This is a genomic window from Bartonella sp. HY328, assembly GCF_025449335.1.
Taxonomy (GTDB): Bacteria; Pseudomonadota; Alphaproteobacteria; order Rhizobiales; family Rhizobiaceae; genus HY038.
The window spans coordinates 2,741,527-2,759,463 of record NZ_CP104883.1 but is presented as its reverse complement, the minus strand read 5'-3'; the positions used below and the strand labels follow the sequence as shown (position 1 = coordinate 2,759,463).

Annotated in this window: 16 protein-coding genes, 3 tRNA genes and 1 riboswitch; of the genes, 13 read left to right on the top strand and 6 right to left on the bottom strand. The window is 40.8% G+C overall.

Annotated features, from left to right (window positions below; translation table 11 throughout):
• Positions 1–11 precede the first annotated feature (11 nt).
• Positions 12–941, bottom strand: a complete 930-nt coding sequence (locus tag N5852_RS11775; protein ID WP_262097969.1) for a 2-hydroxyacid dehydrogenase — start codon at positions 939–941, stop codon at positions 12–14.
• Positions 942–1,596: 655 nt separating this feature from the next.
• On the opposite strand from N5852_RS11775, the gene rpsU reads away from it, so the two are divergent.
• The 6 genes from rpsU (at position 1,597) to N5852_RS11745 (ending at position 7,061) form a co-directional block, all read left to right on the top strand.
• A complete protein-coding gene (gene rpsU, locus N5852_RS11770) occupies positions 1,597–1,821 on the top strand; it encodes a 30S ribosomal protein S21 (RefSeq protein ID WP_182418867.1) in 225 nt (74 codons plus the stop codon).
• 555 nt (positions 1,822–2,376) lie between these two features.
• Entirely contained in the window at positions 2,377–3,174 is a 798-nt protein-coding gene (locus N5852_RS11765) for a tetratricopeptide repeat protein (protein ID WP_262097968.1), read from the top strand.
• 169 nt (positions 3,175–3,343) lie between these two features.
• The gene (locus N5852_RS11760) at positions 3,344–4,696 is read left to right on the top strand and encodes a TolC family outer membrane protein (protein ID WP_262097967.1); all 1,353 of its coding nucleotides are present in this window, start codon (positions 3,344–3,346) and stop codon (positions 4,694–4,696) included.
• A gap of 169 nt (positions 4,697–4,865) precedes the next feature.
• Positions 4,866–5,186, top strand: coding sequence for a DUF4282 domain-containing protein (locus tag N5852_RS11755; protein WP_262097966.1), 321 nt, complete (start codon positions 4,866–4,868; stop codon positions 5,184–5,186).
• Positions 5,187–5,527: 341 nt separating this feature from the next.
• Complete coding sequence (gene greA / locus N5852_RS11750; protein ID WP_262097965.1) at positions 5,528–6,001, top strand: transcription elongation factor GreA; 474 nt, start codon at positions 5,528–5,530, stop codon at positions 5,999–6,001.
• Between the two features lie 7 nt (positions 6,002–6,008).
• Positions 6,009–7,061, top strand: coding sequence for a glycosyltransferase family 4 protein (locus N5852_RS11745; RefSeq protein WP_262097964.1), 1,053 nt, complete (start codon positions 6,009–6,011; stop codon positions 7,059–7,061).
• A 137-nt stretch (positions 7,062–7,198) separates the two neighbouring features.
• Here N5852_RS11745 and N5852_RS11740 read toward each other — a convergent pair.
• Both N5852_RS11740 and N5852_RS11735 read right to left on the bottom strand, forming a co-directional pair.
• Positions 7,199–7,272, bottom strand: a tRNA-Cys gene (locus tag N5852_RS11740).
• A 111-nt stretch (positions 7,273–7,383) separates the two neighbouring features.
• Positions 7,384–7,638 carry a hypothetical protein gene (locus N5852_RS11735; RefSeq protein ID WP_315973247.1) on the bottom strand — a complete coding sequence of 85 codons (255 nt, stop codon included), beginning with the start codon at positions 7,636–7,638 and terminating at the stop codon, positions 7,384–7,386.
• Between the two features lie 264 nt (positions 7,639–7,902).
• Between N5852_RS11735 and N5852_RS11730 the strand changes: the two genes are divergently transcribed.
• A tRNA-Asn gene (locus tag N5852_RS11730) sits at positions 7,903–7,977 on the top strand.
• Between the two features lie 244 nt (positions 7,978–8,221).
• Positions 8,222–8,296 (top strand) — tRNA-Asn (locus tag N5852_RS11725).
• 641 nt (positions 8,297–8,937) lie between these two features.
• Here N5852_RS11725 and carA read toward each other — a convergent pair.
• On the bottom strand, positions 8,938–10,134 hold the full coding sequence (gene carA, locus N5852_RS11720; RefSeq protein ID WP_262097962.1) for a glutamine-hydrolyzing carbamoyl-phosphate synthase small subunit: 1,197 nt from the start codon (positions 10,132–10,134) through the stop codon (positions 8,938–8,940).
• A 411-nt stretch (positions 10,135–10,545) separates the two neighbouring features.
• Here carA and N5852_RS11715 point away from each other — a divergent pair, with 411 nt between their 5' ends.
• A complete protein-coding gene (locus N5852_RS11715; protein WP_262097961.1) occupies positions 10,546–10,998 on the top strand; it encodes a GatB/YqeY domain-containing protein in 453 nt (150 codons plus the stop codon).
• Between the two features lie 484 nt (positions 10,999–11,482).
• Positions 11,483–12,088, top strand: a complete 606-nt coding sequence (locus N5852_RS11710; protein ID WP_262097960.1) for a glutathione S-transferase family protein — start codon at positions 11,483–11,485, stop codon at positions 12,086–12,088.
• 89 nt (positions 12,089–12,177) lie between these two features.
• Here the strand turns inward: N5852_RS11710 and N5852_RS11705 are convergent, their stop codons facing one another.
• A complete protein-coding gene (locus tag N5852_RS11705; protein ID WP_262097959.1) occupies positions 12,178–12,960 on the bottom strand; it encodes a 3-hydroxybutyrate dehydrogenase in 783 nt (260 codons plus the stop codon).
• Between the two features lie 286 nt (positions 12,961–13,246).
• Positions 13,247–13,717 carry a 6,7-dimethyl-8-ribityllumazine synthase gene (locus tag N5852_RS11700; protein ID WP_262097958.1) on the bottom strand — a complete coding sequence of 157 codons (471 nt, stop codon included), beginning with the start codon at positions 13,715–13,717 and terminating at the stop codon, positions 13,247–13,249.
• 53 nt (positions 13,718–13,770) lie between these two features.
• Positions 13,771–13,916: riboswitch (FMN riboswitch) on the bottom strand.
• A gap of 296 nt (positions 13,917–14,212) precedes the next feature.
• Between N5852_RS11700 and N5852_RS11695 the strand changes: the two genes are divergently transcribed.
• From N5852_RS11695 to N5852_RS11685, 3 genes are all read left to right on the top strand, one after another.
• The gene (locus N5852_RS11695) at positions 14,213–14,662 is read left to right on the top strand and encodes a MarR family winged helix-turn-helix transcriptional regulator (protein ID WP_262078388.1); all 450 of its coding nucleotides are present in this window, start codon (positions 14,213–14,215) and stop codon (positions 14,660–14,662) included.
• Entirely contained in the window at positions 14,659–16,368 is a 1,710-nt protein-coding gene (locus N5852_RS11690; RefSeq protein ID WP_262097957.1) for an MFS transporter, read from the top strand. The genes N5852_RS11695 and N5852_RS11690 overlap by 4 nt, the downstream gene beginning before the upstream one ends.
• An 81-nt stretch (positions 16,369–16,449) precedes the next feature.
• Positions 16,450–17,577: an HlyD family secretion protein gene (locus tag N5852_RS11685; protein WP_262097956.1), complete on the top strand. Its 1,128-nt coding sequence runs from the start codon at positions 16,450–16,452 to the stop codon at positions 17,575–17,577.
• Positions 17,578–17,937: the final 360 nt, after the last annotated feature.

Sequence of the window (17,937 nt, the reverse complement as noted above, 5' to 3'; positions counted from 1 at the left end):
TATTTGATAGATTAATTAATAAGGGTAAGGGCAGGCTTGCCGTCAATAATTGCTTTTATATTATCAATGACGCATTGGCCCATAGCTTCACGGGTTTCATTGGTAGCGCTGCCTTGGTGGGGTGCCAGCACCACATTATCAAGGGTTAAAAAAGCAGGGTTAATTTTAGGTTCATTTAAAAACACATCAAGACCTGCGCCCGCAATAATTTTGTTTTGTAAAGCCGTGATTAACGCATCTTCATCAATGACCGAGCCGCGAGCAATATTAATGAGCACTCCTGATGATCCAAGCGCCTCTAACACATCCTTATTAATAATTTTTTCCGTTTCGCCATTAGCCGAAATTGCAACAATTAATGCATCGCTGTCCTTAGCAAGTTCTACAACGTTGGGATAATGTGGCCAAGTAATATTTGCCTTTGGGCTGCGATTATAATAGCGTGGCAGCATGCCAAAAGCTTGCGTTCGCTCAGCAATATCCAAACCAATGGCACCAAGCCCAACAATTCCGACTTTTTTACCACGAATAGACGTGCCTAGCGGAAATTTTTCACCTTTTGCCCAAGTGCCGGCACGAATGAATTCATCGCCCTTAACAATTTTACGGGTAAGTGCCAATAAAAGCGCTAAGGCCATGTCGGTGACATCTTCGGTCAAAATGCCAAGGGTGGTGGTGACATCAATATTTCGGCGACGCGCCTCTTTAATGTTAATTTTGTCAAAGCCGACACCAAAAACCGCTATGAGCTTTAAATTGGCTAGCCGATCAAACCAACTCTCATCAAATCCAGTCATTGGCGAAACAACAGCATATTGAACATTTTTTAGAATATCATCGCTAGGATTATCTTTGGCAAATATTGGTGTTGTAACGGCTTCTATGCCTGCGATTGTTTTTGCTGGCAAGCTGTTATCAAGAATTAGGCATGATGGTAGCATAAAAACTCTCCCTAAGTTAAAGGCTGTAAAACAAGTATATAGCAAAATTAACATTGAAAGGCACAAATAAATGTTATCTAAACTTTAATTTAAGGGGGAAGTTTATCAAGAATGCTCGGTCATCAAAGTGTTTTCCAAATTGATTTTTAAAATTGAATTGCAATAAATTAGGTATGAAATTAAATTTTTATTTTTGTTGAAACCTCAAGATTAATAGCGCCAATCGCATTGTGTAGCTTGATTAAGTTTTAGATGTTGGTGGAATATTTGGCTTTAATTGCAATTAGCAAACATTTTGGATTGTCGCCTATTGATTCCAATTGTCTTGTTTTGTTTGCTGAGCGATGATTTAAAAGCCTGCCTGCCATTATTACCGGTAATGGCTTGTTAATTTTAACTTTTACCTATGGTTTGCACGATAAAATGCTACAAAATGTCATAAGCTTATAGACAAATGCTAGGTTTTTGTGCTATCGGCTCTTCACATTCTTCTTGATAGATAATCAAGAGTAGAAGTTTTGACTTTATTTTAATAAGATCACCGGTTCTATTGTAGTGCTTATGCGCTGCTTAATTGATAGCAATCGTGTGAAAGTTTAACCAATATAAAGATCGCATGTCAGTGCATCTTTTATGGAGAAAAGCAGGATTACAAGTGCAGGTACTCGTTCGCGATAACAATGTTGACCAAGCGCTGCGCGCGCTTAAGAAAAAAATGCAGCGTGAAGGTATCTTCCGCGAAATGAAAATGCGTGGCCATTATGAAAAGCCTTCTGAAAAGCGCGCCCGTGAAAAGGCTGAAGCTGTTCGTCGCGCTCGTAAGCTCGCTCGCAAGCGCGCACAGCGTGAAGGTTTGGTTTCAGGTCGCGCTGCTCGCTAAGGTCTGCGCTGCTAGATTCTAAAATAAAATTATTGAGGGCAGGCGTTTACGTCTGCCCAATTTATTTTTAGCCACACTTATCTGTAGAATCAATTTTTATTAGGCTTTTGCTTACGGTTTATATAGATGTTGGTTTCAATATGGTTTTGATTGAGGTGCCATGTTGTCGTGAAAAATGTCGACATTTTATTAAATGGCAACAGAGCTATAATCGCATGTGGTTTGACGCAAAATAGATTGTATCTGCGATTTGTAAAGCGTAACTGAGGCATATATAATTGATGCTTTGGCGACACAGTAAATCATATTTAAATAATTTATGACTATATTTGCAATCAATTATGCCATTCATAATTGTATGTAGTGATTCTGCCTTGTTCTTGCCATAATAATCATTAACGGCAATTGAAATAAGGGGTGGCACAAATTGTAACTTTGTTTTTAGCCTTTAATTACTTGAAAAATGCGACAATCTTTTGCACATTCTTTCATAATCGAAAAATTTTTGATATGCATTTTGCTGTGGTTGGGCTTCTTTAATTCTTAGGATTTAATATGGGTAAATTTCGTTTGAGCCTATGCGCTGTTTTGCTGCTTGCAGGTTGCACTACAACAAATTTTGTTGGTACTGCCGAGGATCTTGCGCAGGGGTCCAGTGAAAATATTTCTTCGCTTAGCGCGGTTATTCGCAATAATCCTAATGATGCTACCGCTTATAATGTACGTGGTTCAGCCTATGGCCGTGCTGGAAAATACAAAGAAGCGATAAATGACTTTAATACAGCCTTAAGGCTTAATCCACAATTTGCGGCAGCTTACTCCAACCGTGCTTTGATTAATCGTTATATGAAAAATGATCAGGCAGCGGTAGCTGATTATTCGCGCGCCTTGGAGATGGATCCAGGCTATACGCCTGCCCTAGTCGGGCGCGGCAATCTTTATCGCGAAAATAATCAACTTGATCTTGCCTATAATGATTTTTCGCAGGCGATAGCTTTGGGTACAACTGATGGGCGTGCTTGGTATGGTCGTGGTTTGGTTGAACAAGCGCGCGGACAGCATAGTCAAGCGATTGCCGATTTTGGTGCCGCAATATCCCGGCAACCAAGCCAGCCAGCACCATATAACGGTCGTGGTGTTTCCTATGTTGCGCTAAATGATCTAGAAAATGCTCAGGATGATTTTACGGCGGCGGTAAGGCTGGACAAGCAAAATGCCGAAAGCTGGTATAATCAGGCAACAGTTTTAGAACGTCAAGGTAATAAGCCTCAAGCCTTCCAGTCTTATCAGCGCGCTTCGCTTCTTGATCCTAAATATCAAGCTGCCCGCGATGGTATGGCACGGACACGATAAGCAGATAGTTTTTTGTTTGTCGTAATGATTGCGCTTTGAAATGGTAGGGCACATTATACAAATGTGGATTTGACCTTATCGTGCATTTATATTAAAGATAATGGCAGATTAAAAGATTGAAAGCCAAATTTATTGGTTAATTTACGTTGGATTAAATTAGGGAAAATAGATGCAAAAGAAAACTTTACTTTCCTGCTTGTTTGCCTTGGGTGCATCTGTTGCCTTTGCTATGACACCGGCATCAGCAGATAGTTTAAAAGATGCATGGGCACAAACATATAAAAATAACCCAACGCTAAATTCGGCGCGAGCTAATGCTCGTATTACCGATGAAGATGTTGCTATTGCGCGTTCAGGTATGCGCCCGATCATTCAAGGAACGGGAAGTTTGGCCCGTTCTCGCGCAGCTCAAACAGGGCTTTATACCAATAGCGGGTCTTTAGCGATACAGCTTAGTCAGTCGTTATTTGACGGCTTTCAAACGGCTAATAATGTGCGCGCAGCTCAAGCGCAAGCGGCTGCGCAGCGCGAAGCATTACGAAATGAAGAGCAAAACCAGTTAACCAATGCGGTTTCGGCTTATGCTGATTTATATGCAAAACAGCAAATTTTGGGTTTGCGTCGCCAAAATCTCGCTTCTTTGGACGAGCAGGTACGTGTTGATCAATCTCGCCTTGATGTTGGTGAGGGTACTCAAACCAATTTAGCACAATCTCGCGCTGCTCGCTCGCAAGCTTTATCAGAATTGGCGCAAGCTGAAGCAGCAGTTAAATCTGCGCAGGCTTATTATCGTCAAGTTGTGGGCGTTGAACCAGGTCATTTAGAGCGGCCAGCCCTTGCAAAAGCAATTGCCGCTAATTTGAATGCTGGTTATACAATTGCTGATGCTGAGCATCCGGCTATTGTTGCTTCAAAATACGCGCTTGATGCACAGCAGTTTAATGTTAAATCTAAGGAAGGGGCCTTGCTGCCACAAGCTGGGCTTTCTGCAAGTAGTTCTTATAATCATATTTATAAAGGTCTCCCAATTGGTGAAGGGCGCGCAAATAGCGCAGGGGTTACAGTAAATGTTCCTGTCTATCAAGGTGGCCGGCTATCGGCACAAGTTCGTCAATCAAAAGAGCAAGTTAGTCAAGCAACTGTTGAGGTGGAAGTGTCACGCGACACAGTACGTAGTGCTTTAACCTCTGCTTGGTCCCAGCTTGAAGGGGCTCGTTCAGCTGTGACGGCCTATAATGATAGCGTTAAAGCCGCACGAATTGCACTAAACGGTCGTAGCGAAGAATATCAGGTTGGTCAGGCAACAACCCTTGATGTTTTGGAATCGCGCTCGGTGCTCATCAATGCGCAAATTGCTTTAGCGCAATCAGAGCGTGATACGGTGATTGCAAGTTATAATGTACAGTCAGCCTTAGGGCGTATGACCGCCGATTATCTTGGACTTGCAGTTGATAAATATGATCCAATGAAACATTACGATGCTGTACAAAAAAAGTGGATTGGCCTTAATCCTCCACAATAATAAAAAATCATTTAATTAGTAATACCTAATATTATATTTAGAATAAATAAAGCTTATAGTTTTATCTATAAGCTTTATTCTTAAATTGGCATTTTTTTTGTTGATTTATAAAATTTATTACATTAATTACATTTTATATTGATGATCATTTAATGTATGGGAAAATTTTATGCAAAACAATTTTAATGTAAATCAGCAGGAAGCCAAGGGTTTTATTAAAAAGCTTTTAACTCTTGATAGCTTTATGACACCAAAAATCATCTATGTATTTTATATAATAGGTTTAATCCTTTTAGCTCTATTTTTCGTAGGCTGCCTTTTGAGTACCTTGGCAGCTCTTTTTACGGGAAATATTGCGAACGCGTTCGCATTCCTAATTAGCGCTTTTGTTGGAACGTTAATTTATACTTTCCTTTTACGTATGTGGGTTGAGTTAACAATCGTAGCCTTTAAGAGCAACGAATATTTGAAGAAAATTAGTGAAAAATGATTAAAAGTACTTTATGAACTTTTAATCAATATTGATACTATGTCGAGCCGGTAATTTTTAGCTTTAAGAAAAGCTTTTAAATTGCCGGCTTTATTATTTAGCTAATTAAATTTAGCAGATTTTCGGTGGCTTGCTAGGTATTGATTGTGTGAATATAGCATTTTTATTGTAAATGCTTTAAAGTATTAAACTAAAACCACGATCACATATATATTGTTTTAAAAACAAATTAATTGTGCTATAGTAACTAAATTAATAAATGTGACGGGCTCTAGGAGGGATTCTGGAGGCCGTTTCTTTTTTGCATACTTTGTGTTTGCAAGTGTAAGAAAGGACAGGACATGGATAACGTCCCAATGACCAAAGCTGGCTTTCAACAGCTTAAAGAAGAATTGCGTGAACGCCAACAAGATGGCAGGCCAAGGATTATTGAGGCAATTGCTGAGGCACGTGCTCATGGCGACCTTTCTGAAAATGCTGAATATCATGCCGCTAAAGAAGCACAAAGTCTAAACGAAGGGCGCATTCACGAGCTTGAAGATTTGATCGCGCGTGCTAATGTTATTGACATTGCAAAGCTTTCTGGCGACAAAATCGTTTTTGGTGCAACTGTCACACTTATCGATGAGGAAACAGAAGAAGAACGTTCCTATCAGATTGTGGGCGATCAAGAAGCTGATGTGAAAAAAGGGCGTATTTCTATTTCTTCACCTATTGCGCGCGCTCTCATTAGTAAATCTATCGGCGACACAATTGAGGTAAATGCACCTGGTGGCGCACGGTCCTATGAAATTATTGATGTAAAATTTATTTGATAAAGCAATGCGTATATCGTTAAGTGAAACAGAAGTTATCGCCCCGAATTTTAAAAAACGCTTATCGGGGGTAACGTCAACCATTGTCCAGCTTATTCCGTTGCAACGGCAAAGTGGTGTACGCATTTCAACTCTTGGGCCAGGTTTGCCAAATAATTTGCCATCCTTATCTTATTTTTCGCTTTTTGGGCTTTGGAAAAAGCCTAAATCGAAAAGGTTTCGCATATGGCATGCACGCCGCAATGTTGAAATGATTGCTGGCATATTGATGCGCGATATTTTGCGCATGAAGATAAAGCTTATTTTTACATCTGCTGCCCAACGCGATCACAAGTCTTTCACCAAATTTCTCATTCGACGTATGGATCGGGTTATTGCAACCAGTGCACGCTCTGGCTCCTATTTGCAAGTGCCGCATAAGGTGATTATGCATGGTGTCGATTTGGAACGCTTTCATCCTCCACGTGATGATGAGGATGATTTTAGCGCTAGTGGATTGCCAGGAAAATATGCAATTGGCTGTTTTGGACGTGTGCGCCATCAAAAGGGAACCGACCTTTTTGTAGATGCCATGATAGAACTTTTGCCTAATAATCCAGGTTGGACTGCTGTTATCACTGGGCGTACTACGTCAGAACATGCAGATTTTGAAGCAGAGCTGCGCAAAAAAATTGCAGGTGCTGGATTAGAAGATCGCATCTTCATTCTAGGAGAAGTGCCCGATGTTAGGGTTTGGTATCGTCGTGTCAGTCTTTATGTGGCGCCATCGCGTAATGAAGGGTTTGGTTTGACGCCATTGGAGGCAATGGCATCGCAAACAGCTGTGGTTGCCAGTGATGCAGGTGCTTATGCAGAATTGATTACCCCGCAAACAGGTAGTGTTGTCGCTGCGGGTGATGGCAGGGCTTTAACCAAAGCAATTGCGCCATGGCTTGCAGATATTGCGCATACAAAGGCGGCTGGAGTTCTTGCCTTGGAGCATGTGCGTGAAGCCTTTCCTTTGAGCCGTGAGGCCGATGCCATCGCAGACGTTTATGATGAGTTATTTACTCAAACATAAAGGTTTAACCTTGCGTCTTTACAATCTAGCTTAAACTCAAAGTGATAATGTGATATTGCGATACTCATTTTGGCTGCAACCAAATAGAAGATTTGCAACTATAACAAAAATTGTTGAGAAGTAAGATTTGAAGCTTTTGGAGGCCTCGCCCGGAATCGAACCGGGATACAAGGATTTGCAGTCCTCTGCGTAACCATTCCGCCACGAGGCCTCACAAAGAATATCGTTAAGGAATATTCTTAAAATACTACGTCTGATTCACTGATATAGAGCCAAGTGAATTTATGCAGTAGCAGCTCATTAAGTGATAGAAGTCATTCCGTCAAGTAATTCTAAGCGGCTTTGACATTTTTTTTGAATATTTTTTGTAATTTTTACCTTTTTCCGGTGTTTTGGAAAAACGAGTTGAATGCCACCACCGCATAACACTTACTTCCTGCTTGCGGCGCCAACGTCTAATCCTTGGTGAATCATGGGATAATACAAAAAGCCCCACAGGAATCATCCAGTAACCTAATACTGGCAGAAATCCCAACATTCCACCACCGATTAAACCATATCCCATTATTTGACGCATAAGACGGGATTGGGGAATAGGAAATTTCTTATTAAAGATGCGAATCTCATGTCTTTTCGGTGTATTTTCCAAATCTGTCACTTCCGTTCAGTTTATAAATAGCAAAATTTGGTGATTTTTATCCACGTTTCAAGGAAAAATTCATCAAGAATCTCTATAAAATGCATATTATTTGAAATTTTTGATGAAAATGTGGTTTTACCTCTTGGCAAACTGCTTTTTCTTTTGCTATACGGCGTGCATCACTTAATAATTGAGCACTGTTCCCCGGTAGCTCAGTGGTAGAGCAACCGGCTGTTAACCGGTTGGTCGCTGGTTCGAATCCGGCCCGGGGAGCCACTTTTCCTTATAAGTTATGTTATTTTCTATAGACTGCAACGTAGAATCTTTTTTTCTTTGCGCGTTTAAAGAGAGAGAATTCCACGTGGGCTATTGTTTATCTAAGCACTGAGCAAAGTTAAACGAATGGTAATAGTCCATTTTTCAATTTTTTTAGAATTATTTTTGCTTTTTTTCATTTTTGCTCTTGGCAAATCAGTTCTTCTTTTGTATAGGCATGCAACACCAAATAATTGAGCACTGTTCCCCGGTAGCTCAGTGGTAGAGCAACCGGCTGTTAACCGGTTGGTCGCTGGTTCGAATCCGGCCCGGGGAGCCATTTTAATTTCAATAAAAACTTTATAAATATTGGCTCGCTTTGGCGGGTAGAAATTATTGGGATAATTAAGTGTCATTGACTATAGGTCAATTTAGCAACCTCTAGTATTGCTTATAATGTAGAGCGTTTCACTTAAAACGCTTTGAGCTTATCTTTTGCCTGAATATCAGTTGCGTTATTTCATGTCACTTTGAGACCTATGCTAGGCTTGATCCTAAAGCGTTGTTGGTATGCTTTATCTATATAACGGGTTTATGGGGAAGGGGCTCTACACTAAAGTTTTTATACAAATGTACATGACTTGGCGCGAGCGAATTATCGAGTTTAAACGCCAATGTTGCCAAGCATTAAAATTTCATCAAAGTAGAATAGCTTTTGGTAAATTGGCTTTATTACTTATGCAAATAAATATGCATGGCAAATGCGTTATGTAATTTTCAATAAAAATAAAACAGCGAAGCTATGGATGTTTTTTTTTAACAGAGCTTAAGAATACCATTTTTCATTTCAGCAATAAAAAAACCATCGCCACAATGAAGTGGCGATGGTTTTTTAAGAATAAAGCAATTTAATCAAAAGTTGATGCGTTTTTTGTCCGAAAACCGCTTCACGCTTTTCACAAAAACGCTCTAAGTTAAATTTTAGCCCTTATGCTTTTTGACAAGGTCAATAAAGCGATCAAATAGATAATGGCTATCTTGTGGGCCAGGGGATGCTTCAGGATGGTGTTGCACTGAAAAGACTGGCTTACCCACAACGCTAATGCCACAATTCGTGCCATCAAAAAGGGAAATGTGGGTTTCTGTAACACCTTCAGGTAGGCTTTTAGAATCTACGGCAAAGCCGTGGTTCATTGAAACAATTTCAACCTTATCGGTGGTAAAATCCTTAACTGGATGGTTGGCACCATGGTGGCCTTGATGCATTTTTATTGTTTTGCCGCCCATGGCAAGGGCGAGCATTTGGTGGCCAAGGCAGATACCAAAAATTGGAATACCACTATCAACTAAAGCGCGAATAACCGGTACGGCATAAGCCGCGGTTGCAGCAGGATCACCAGGGCCGTTTGAAAGAAAGATACCATCAGGCTGCATGGCAACAACATCTTCTGCGCTTGCTGTGGCTGGTACAATTGTTACTTTAGCGTCACGTCCTGCAAGTAAACGCAGGATATTTCTTTTAATGCCATAATCAATAGCAACAATATGATATTTAGGTTCGGTTTCTTCGCTATAGCCTTCATTCCAAACCCAAGGCGTTTCACTCCACGGCATTGATTGGCCGATAGTGACATCTTTTGCAAGATCAAGCCCTTCAAGCCCAGACCAGCTTGCTGCGCGTTGTTTTAAGGCGGCAATGTCAAATTTACCATCAATGCTATGGGCAATAACACCGTTGGGAGCACCTTTTTCACGGATCAATGCGGTTAGGGCGCGCGTATCAATACCGCAAAGAGCAATCACGCCGCGTGCTTTTAACCATTGGTCTAGACCTTGGGCAGCACGATAATTAGATGGATCAGTGATATCGGCTTTTAAAACAGCACCAACTGCACCAAAATGATTGGCAGGAGTTAAGTCTTCAATATCTTCTTGGTTAGTACCAACATTGCCAATATGGGGGAAGGTAAATGTAACGATCTGTCCGGTATAGGAAGGGTCGGTTAATATTTCTTCATAACCCGTAAGGGCAGTATTAAAGCATATTTCAGCTTCAATTGCGCCAGTTGCGCCAAGGCCTTTACCCTCAATCACTGTGCCATCAGCAAGTACCAAAATGGCTGTTGGTATTGATTTTTCCCATGGAGTGGCTGCTAAAGTGCTGATATCTTGGGTCATTATCGGTCTCTTTCTATATTCCGTGGGCAATGATACGAATGGCAAGGATACTAAAATAGTGCCATTTAAGATGCTAAACTATTTACATTTGCGCATGTCAAAAGGGCGGACGCGTTCATCCACCTCAAACTATAACATCATGTCTGGCTAAGATTGGTATTATATCGGTTAATTTGAAAAAATAAAGTGAAGATTGCGCCTTTTGCCCATTCTTTTAACCTTTACCCACTTTTTAAAGATCTAATTGGTTGGGATTGCAATGATATGCGGTCGTTGCGGATAATCAATGGTTTTCCCTTGAATTGCTTAAATTTAGCATCAAATATGATATGTGTTTATAATTTGGCTTCAAACTTGCAACGAAACTGTTATAGAAGTCTCTATATTCAATTTAGAGCGGAGATTAGGCTAATGTTGCGTGATGATATTGCGGTTGCACTTAAAAAAGCAATGATCGAAAAGGACAAATTGCGTCTATCAACCTTGCGCTTGGTAAATGCTGCCATACAAGATCTTGATATTGCAAGACGCGGCGATGGAAAACCTGCTGCTGAAGAGAGTGATGTACAGGCCTTGCTTGCTAAAATGATCAAACAGCGTGACGAATCGGCAAAGCTTTACGATCAAGGTAGCCGTCCAGAGCTTGCAGAGATCGAGCGTAATGAAATTGCGATTATTCGTGAGTTTTTACCCCGTCAGCTAGATAGTGCGGAGATGCAAGCTGCAATTAAAACAGCTATTGCTGCAACAGGCGCTGAAAGTTTGCGTGATATGGGTAAGGTGATGGCGCAATTAAAAGAGCAATATATGGGGCAGATGGATTTTTCCGCCGCAAGTGCGATTATTAAAGAGCAATTGCAATAGCTACTTTGTTTCATCTAGCTAATGCTTGCAGTTTTAATAATCAAATAATTCAAACAAAACTACTAAAAATGTGGTACCTGCCGGGGAAGATGCAGCAGGTACCGTCTCGAAATGCATTTTCTTTTCCAATGTTTAGAGCGATTTGCGAAAAGTGTGAAGTGGTTTTCGAACAAAAAACGCCGTGTAAACAATAGATTATAGCGCCGATTTGGTCCAATTAGATCGAAATGCGCTCTAATAGTGTAATGGCTTACAAAACACCCATAGCAGTTTAACTATAGCAGCTGATTTGTTTTTACAGTGGTTAAGACAAAAAAATCTCGGTTTTTTCTTCGCTTAGATAATGCGAGTATGATCCTCCTTCTTTTGTTCATAGGTAATTTATAACCATGATTTTAAATATCAGCCGCACACTGCTGACAAAAATTGACACAAGTGACGGATATAAACGCATCATTCAAACTTCATAAAGAGGAAAGTGAAAATGACAAATATCCAATTTTATACCCATCCACAGTCACGCGGTTGTACTGTACGTTGGATGCTGGAAGAGCTGGGCGTCGCCTATGATGCTCATATTCTTGATTATGGCACCACCATGAAAGAACAATCTTATCTTGATATTAATCCAATGGGGAAAGTTCCAGCTATTGTCCATAATGGTAAAGTTGTAACCGAAGCATCGGCAATTTGTCTTTATCTTGCTGATGCCTTTTTTGACAAGGGCTTAGCGCCGGCGTTGAGTGATCGCGCTGATTATTTTCGCTGGAGCTTTTTTATTGCAGGCCCGTTTGAATCTGCATTTATGGATAAAATGCGCAACCTTGAAACATCGCCAGAGCACAAAATAATGCTAGGTTATAGTTCAGTTGACGATATGATAACAGTGCTTGCTAACCACCTTAAAAATCGCGAATTTGTTGCAGGTGATAAGTTTACCGCTGCAGATTGTCTCGTTGGTGCTTTTTGTGCTTTTGCTATTTTTAAAGGCGGTTTACAAAATGACGTATTAAAGGACTATTGTTTACGCCTTAGCGAGCGTCCAGCTTATAAGCGTGCAAGGGCGATTGATGAAGCGCTAGTCAAATAAGTTAGAAACTATAGGTATTGTCTTAAATATATAAGCAAAAAGCCGCAGCCTTGTTAATTGACAGGGCTGCGGCTTTAATCTTCAAAAACTTAAGCGGCAGTCCAACCACCGTCGATGGAAAAATGCGCGCCAGTTATGGAAGACGATGATTCTTGTGCCAAGAAGACTGCCATATCCGCTACTTGTTCAATCGTAACAAATTCCTTCGTAGGTTGGCTGGCCAGTAAAATATCATTCACCACCTGTTCCTTAGTCATATGGCGCACCGCCATGGTGTCAGGAATTTGGCTTTCGACCAATGGTGTTAGCACATAGCCTGGGCAAATAGCATTAACGGTAATACCATCGCGTGCAGTTTCTAAGGCTGCTGTTTTGGTTAATCCTAAGATACCGTGTTTTGCGGTTACATAAGCTGACTTAAAAGGCGAGGCAACAAGACCATGTGCTGATGAGGTATTAATAATACGTCCAAATTTACGCTTTTTCATGCCAGGAATAACGCAGCGCATCGTGTGAAAAGCCGATGTTAGCAAGAGTGCGATCATAAAATCCCATTTCTCGACGGGAAAATCTTCTATGGGGGCGACATGCTGGATACCAGCATTATTGATCAATATGTCAATAGCGCCAAAATGCTGTTCGGCATTTTTTATCATGGCTTCAATTTCACTGGGCTTAGTCATATCTGCATTGCTATACTGAGCTTCAATACCAAAATCTTTTTCCAAGCTTGCTCGTTCTTGCTCAATTTTATCGGCGTCGCCAAAGCCGTTAATGACAATGTTAACACCTTGTTTGGCAAATGCTTTTGCATAACCAAGACCTATTCCACTTGTAGATCCAGTAATAACGGCGGTTTTTCCCTTAAGCATGCTACTTCCTTCCAACAAATACACCTATAGTAATAATATCTTAGATATGCGTTAAGTTGATTGCTCACGATAGACATAATAGCACGCAGATAAAACAAAGAAATGCTAGAGTTGATCAATTACTTGTTAGCATTTGACCTTATTGTAATGCACTGGAATTTACACTTTTCTTCCATTTAAAATTCTTAAAAATAAAGATTAGGGGCTTTACTTTAAATCTAGCCCACAATGATATGGCATAGCTCGGTTGGATCTCGCTATGCCATATCACTGCCGTTTTTCACCTTTACGCAAAAAGCTTCTTATTGATTTCATATAACATAATCAAAGCATCGGCTGCTTCTTGCCCCTTTTGGGTGAAATGGTCAAAGAAGATTTTTTCATGAAAAGCAGTTTCATGAAAATGATGAGGTGTTAAAACAACACTAAAAACGGGAATATTTTCGTCAAGCTGGACACGCATTAAGCCATCAATAACCGCACTTGCTACAAAATCGTGGCGGTAAATACCACCATCAACCACAAAACCAGATGCCACAATGGCATGATATTGCCCTGTGCGAGCAAGCTTTTGGGCAAGCAGCGGAATTTCAAATGCACCGGGTACGTTAAATTTTTCAATCTGGTTTAATTCTGGTGCTTTTTCAGCTATGCGGCTTGTAAAACCCTTATAGGCTTCATCAACGATATTGGCGTGCCAACGAGCCGCTATAAAAGCGATTTTAAAAGCTTTTGGTGCTTCATTACTCTGATTCATAGGATAACTCCAATTGAAACAGGGCAAACAGCAGCAGCCACTACTGCGGCCACTGCGATTCTCTTGCATCCGGACTATACCGTCGGCTCTGGCATCTCACCAGATCTGCTGACCTTTCGTTTTGAAAACGAAAGCGCTCGCGGGCTCGGCCTTGCGCCATACCGCCGGTGGGGAATTACACCCCGCCCTGAGAAACATGCATTATTGCAAAATTGTTTTAAGCAAAATTGTCACCTATTGTCCATTAAAACCGTTTCCAAATAACATAATTGTCATAGAGTGGTGGTTTACTAAAATACAATTAAATTACAGATGGCCAATAAATGCAGCCAAGCAGATTTGCAGATGTCGTAAGGCGCTAAGGAATATAAAATTAAGTAATCACTAAATTATGATAAGGTCACTCTTATGTGAGAAGCATGTTTGATTATTGAAAATAGCAAAGGATAAATATATAAGCACGATAATAGTTAGCTTCCTACATGATATAGTAATATGACAACTACACCTGAAAAACAGGCTGAATTTATTGATTTACTTTTGAAAGTCAGCCGCAAGATTCCTGTTCTTTTCGATAGTTATGCCCGTACTCGTGGTTTAACCCTTGCGCGTGCCCGCACTTTGCTTGCGTTGAGTCGTAGCGATGGTGTTTATCAAAAGGAGCTTGCTGAAAAACTGGATATTGAAAATGCTAGTATGGTGCGATTAATCGATGCGTTAGAAGAACAAGGACTGGTCGCAAGAGCGGTTGCGCAAGGTAATCGGCGTGCAAATACTATTCATTTAACTGTAGGTGGTAAGGCCATTGTTGAGGAGTTGGAAAGCCATAGTGCAGCTTTACGCAATGAATTGTTGTTTGGCATCATGCCCGACAAATTGGATGAGGGAATTGAAATTTTAAAACATATGGCAGCCCATATTGGTGAAAAGCGGTGTATGCCATGAGTGGTGAGGCTGCAACAGCAAATATTGAAGCAAAAGCTGGGAGTGTCCCTTCGGTTCCCCAAGATCAGCCAATGCCCCCTTATAAGGTTGGCAAGATATTTGCTTTTGCTTGGCCGCGCTCGCTGCTTTATATTTTTGCCGCAACCATTCTTTCATGGGCGCAAGGCTTTGGCATGAATGTTATTCAGGCCAATATCCCACAATTACAAGGCTATTTTCATACAACACCCATTGAAACCGCTTGGCTTATGGGCGCCTATATGGCACCTAATGTTAGCTTTGCGATATTATTGATTAAAATCCGCACCCAATATGGTTTGCGCAATTTTGCCGAATTATCAATTATATGCTTAGTTCTCGTGTCGGTGATGCAATTATTTGTATCAGACTTTAATAGCGCTTTGATTGTTCGCTTTTTTGGCGGGGTTGCTGCAGCTCCCATGTCGTCTATTGCTTTCATGTATATGATTGAAGCCTTTGCGCCAGCTAAAAAGCAAACTATAGGTCTAAGCCTTAATTTGTTGAATGTATCGCTTAATATGCCGTTATCGCGTATTGTTTCGCCATTTTTGATGGATAATGGCGGTTTACATGGGCTTTATATGCTGGAAATAAGCCTTGCACTTATTGGTGTTGGTCTTATCTTTTACTTACCCTTAACGCCAATGCCACGCGCCAAAGTTTTAGAAAAGCTGGATGTTGTTAGCTATTCTTTTTTCGCCTTAGGGCTTGGTATTAATGCAGCAATTATGCCAGTTGGTCGGCTTTATTGGTGGCGTGAAGCACCATGGATGGGGTGGTGTTTGTTTTTTGCAGGCATATTCATCGTTATTGGCGCAATTATCGAACTTAACCGTAAAAACCCACTTATTGATCTGCGCTGGTTATTTTCTCGCGATATGTTGCATCTGGCGATTATTTTATTGATTTTTCGTGTCTTGCTTTCCGAGCAATCAACTATAGCAGCCAATTTCTTTAATCTGTTTGGACTTTTAAATAGAGAGCTTGTACCGCTTTATTTGCATGTCATCGCTGGTACTATTGCTGGCGGCTTGCTATGCGCATTTTTTCTCAAGCCGGGGCGAGAAGATGTTTTTCATATAGCAGCGCTCATTCTTTTGGCCTATGGCTCATGGCTTGATAGCCATGCAACTAACCTAACGCGTCCAGAAGAAATGTATTGGAGCCAAGCCATGATAGGCATGGGGGCTGGCTTATTCTTGCCGCCATCAATGTATAAGGGCTTGGCATCGGCTCTAGCCCGTGGCCCCAAATATATTTTAAGTTTTATTGCGGTATTTTTATTCACGCAAAGCACCGGCGGTTTAATGAGTTCGGCGTTCTTTGGTAGTTTGCAAATCATGTTTGAAAAATATCATTCCAATATGATTAACCAGCAAATTATTATGAGTAATCCAATGGTGGCTGGGCGAATACAACAATTATCTGCGCCTTATGCGCAAGTTTTAACCGACCCAACATTGTTAAATGCAGAAGGCTTAGCAACGCTTGCCAAACAGGCAACCTTAGAGGCTAATATTTTGGCCTATAATGATGTCTTTCGTATTTATTCATGCATTGCACTGGCTCTATTGGCATTTTTACTTTGCCGGATCGTCTGGAATGATGTTTCACGACGGTTGACTGAAAAACGAGAACTCCAAAATATTGAAAAAACTGGAGAACTTCAAGTTCCTGCAAATTAACAAAAGGCTTTTAATCTGTGCAGAATAAAGGCTTAATTTATCAAATATCGAAAGACGATAGGCAAAATTAGAGATTGAAATATGATTACCTTTCTTAGATCAAAAGCATCGATCGTTGCAATTGTTGCCGGTGTCGCAGGCGGCCTCGGGATTCTTTATGCTTGGCAATTGCCGCCTTTTGCGTCTGCGGTACAAACCACGGATAATGCTTATGTGCGTGGTTTCGTAACCGTTTTAAGTCCGCAAGTGACAGGCAATATTGCAGAAGTTGCAGTTAAGGATTATGAAAAGGTCGCTCAAGGGCAATTACTTATCCGTATTGATGACCGCATTTATAAACAAAAATTAGAGCAGGCAGAGGCAAGTTTGGCATCCAAAAAGGCAGCACTTGCCAATTCTTTCCAGCAGGAAAAATCGGCTAATGCTAAAATTTTGTCGGCTGAAGCGCAAATTGCAAGTGCTAAGGCTGGTCTTCATAAGGCCGAATTAAATTGGCAACGGATTGAGCCATTAACGCAGCGTGGTGTTTCCACCCAAAGTGATGCCGATAGCGCGCGCGCAGCACTTGACCAAGCAACTGCCGCCAAGGAACAAGCAGACGCAGGGCTTGACGTTGCAAAACAAGATTTGCAAACTATCATTGTTGCTCGAAAAGGTCTTGAAGCTGATGTTAATGGCGCTGAAGCAGCGGTGGCTCTAGCGCAGATTGACCTTGACCACACCAATATTTATTCGCCACGAGATGGCCGGGTTGGTGAGGTTGGAGCAAAGCTTGGTCAATATGTTGCAATTGGTACGCAATTATTGGCTGTTGTGCCCGATGATGTTTGGGTGGTTGCCAATTATAAGGAAACGCAACTTGCTAATATGAAAATTGGTCAACCTGCAACTTTTACCGTTGATGCGTTAAATAATATGGAAATGAAGGGGATTGTCACACGCTTTTCACCAGCAGCAGGTTCAGAGTTTTCTGTCTTAAAGCCAGATAATGCAACGGGTAATTTCACCAAAGTTGCACAGCGGATTCCCGTGCGCATCGAAATTGATCCAGACCAAAAAGGTATTGACCGTTTAGCGCCCGGTATGTCGGTTATGGTGCATGTTGATACGGCAAAGCCCGGCAAGGAGCAAGTGACTGATTTTAACGGTGATTTAAGTCATATTCCTGCAGAAGTACCGGAAAATGCCACTCAGTCGGACGGCAAATAGAAGAAAAGTCTATTTATCTTGGATGATACCTTGTTTATTTAAATAGATAAAATAAACAAGGTGAAAATTGACTTACGGTTTGTTTCTTTTGTATGTAGCCTTTATTGTAGTAAATTGGAAAAGAATGGCTAAAATAAGTGTTATTATTTGTAAAGCAGACGATAATGTTATTTATAAAATTTGTACTTATTAGGGCTGTTCGATATCAATTTAAAAATCTAAGTTTAGCTTTATTGCCTTTGCGTTAAAACAGAATAGAATCATTGCATTTCGTCAGTTCGAGTTTTTTTAGATAAAAGCTTAGCTTTTAAGTGTTTGCTTTATATCAAATTTGAAAAAAAACGGGTCAATTTGTCATTA

Coding starts and splice junctions, on each gene's coding strand:
- N5852_RS11705 (WP_262097959.1), bottom strand. CDS start 12,960: ATGCTTAAGGGAAAAACCGCCGTTATTACTGGATCTACAAGTGGAATA.
- N5852_RS11715 (WP_262097961.1), top strand. CDS start 10,546: ATGTTGCGTGATGATATTGCGGTTGCACTTAAAAAAGCAATGATCGAA.
- greA (WP_262097965.1), top strand. CDS start 5,528: ATGGATAACGTCCCAATGACCAAAGCTGGCTTTCAACAGCTTAAAGAA.
- N5852_RS11735 (WP_315973247.1), bottom strand. CDS start 7,638: ATGCGTCAAATAATGGGATATGGTTTAATCGGTGGTGGAATGTTGGGA.
- N5852_RS11755 (WP_262097966.1), top strand. CDS start 4,866: ATGCAAAACAATTTTAATGTAAATCAGCAGGAAGCCAAGGGTTTTATT.
- N5852_RS11775 (WP_262097969.1), bottom strand. CDS start 941: ATGCTACCATCATGCCTAATTCTTGATAACAGCTTGCCAGCAAAAACA.
- carA (WP_262097962.1), bottom strand. CDS start 10,134: ATGACCCAAGATATCAGCACTTTAGCAGCCACTCCATGGGAAAAATCA.
- N5852_RS11760 (WP_262097967.1), top strand. CDS start 3,344: ATGCAAAAGAAAACTTTACTTTCCTGCTTGTTTGCCTTGGGTGCATCT.
- N5852_RS11745 (WP_262097964.1), top strand. CDS start 6,009: ATGCGTATATCGTTAAGTGAAACAGAAGTTATCGCCCCGAATTTTAAA.
- N5852_RS11685 (WP_262097956.1), top strand. CDS start 16,450: ATGATTACCTTTCTTAGATCAAAAGCATCGATCGTTGCAATTGTTGCC.
- N5852_RS11765 (WP_262097968.1), top strand. CDS start 2,377: ATGGGTAAATTTCGTTTGAGCCTATGCGCTGTTTTGCTGCTTGCAGGT.
- N5852_RS11690 (WP_262097957.1), top strand. CDS start 14,659: ATGAGTGGTGAGGCTGCAACAGCAAATATTGAAGCAAAAGCTGGGAGT.
- N5852_RS11695 (WP_262078388.1), top strand. CDS start 14,213: ATGACAACTACACCTGAAAAACAGGCTGAATTTATTGATTTACTTTTG.
- N5852_RS11700 (WP_262097958.1), bottom strand. CDS start 13,717: ATGAATCAGAGTAATGAAGCACCAAAAGCTTTTAAAATCGCTTTTATA.
- N5852_RS11710 (WP_262097960.1), top strand. CDS start 11,483: ATGACAAATATCCAATTTTATACCCATCCACAGTCACGCGGTTGTACT.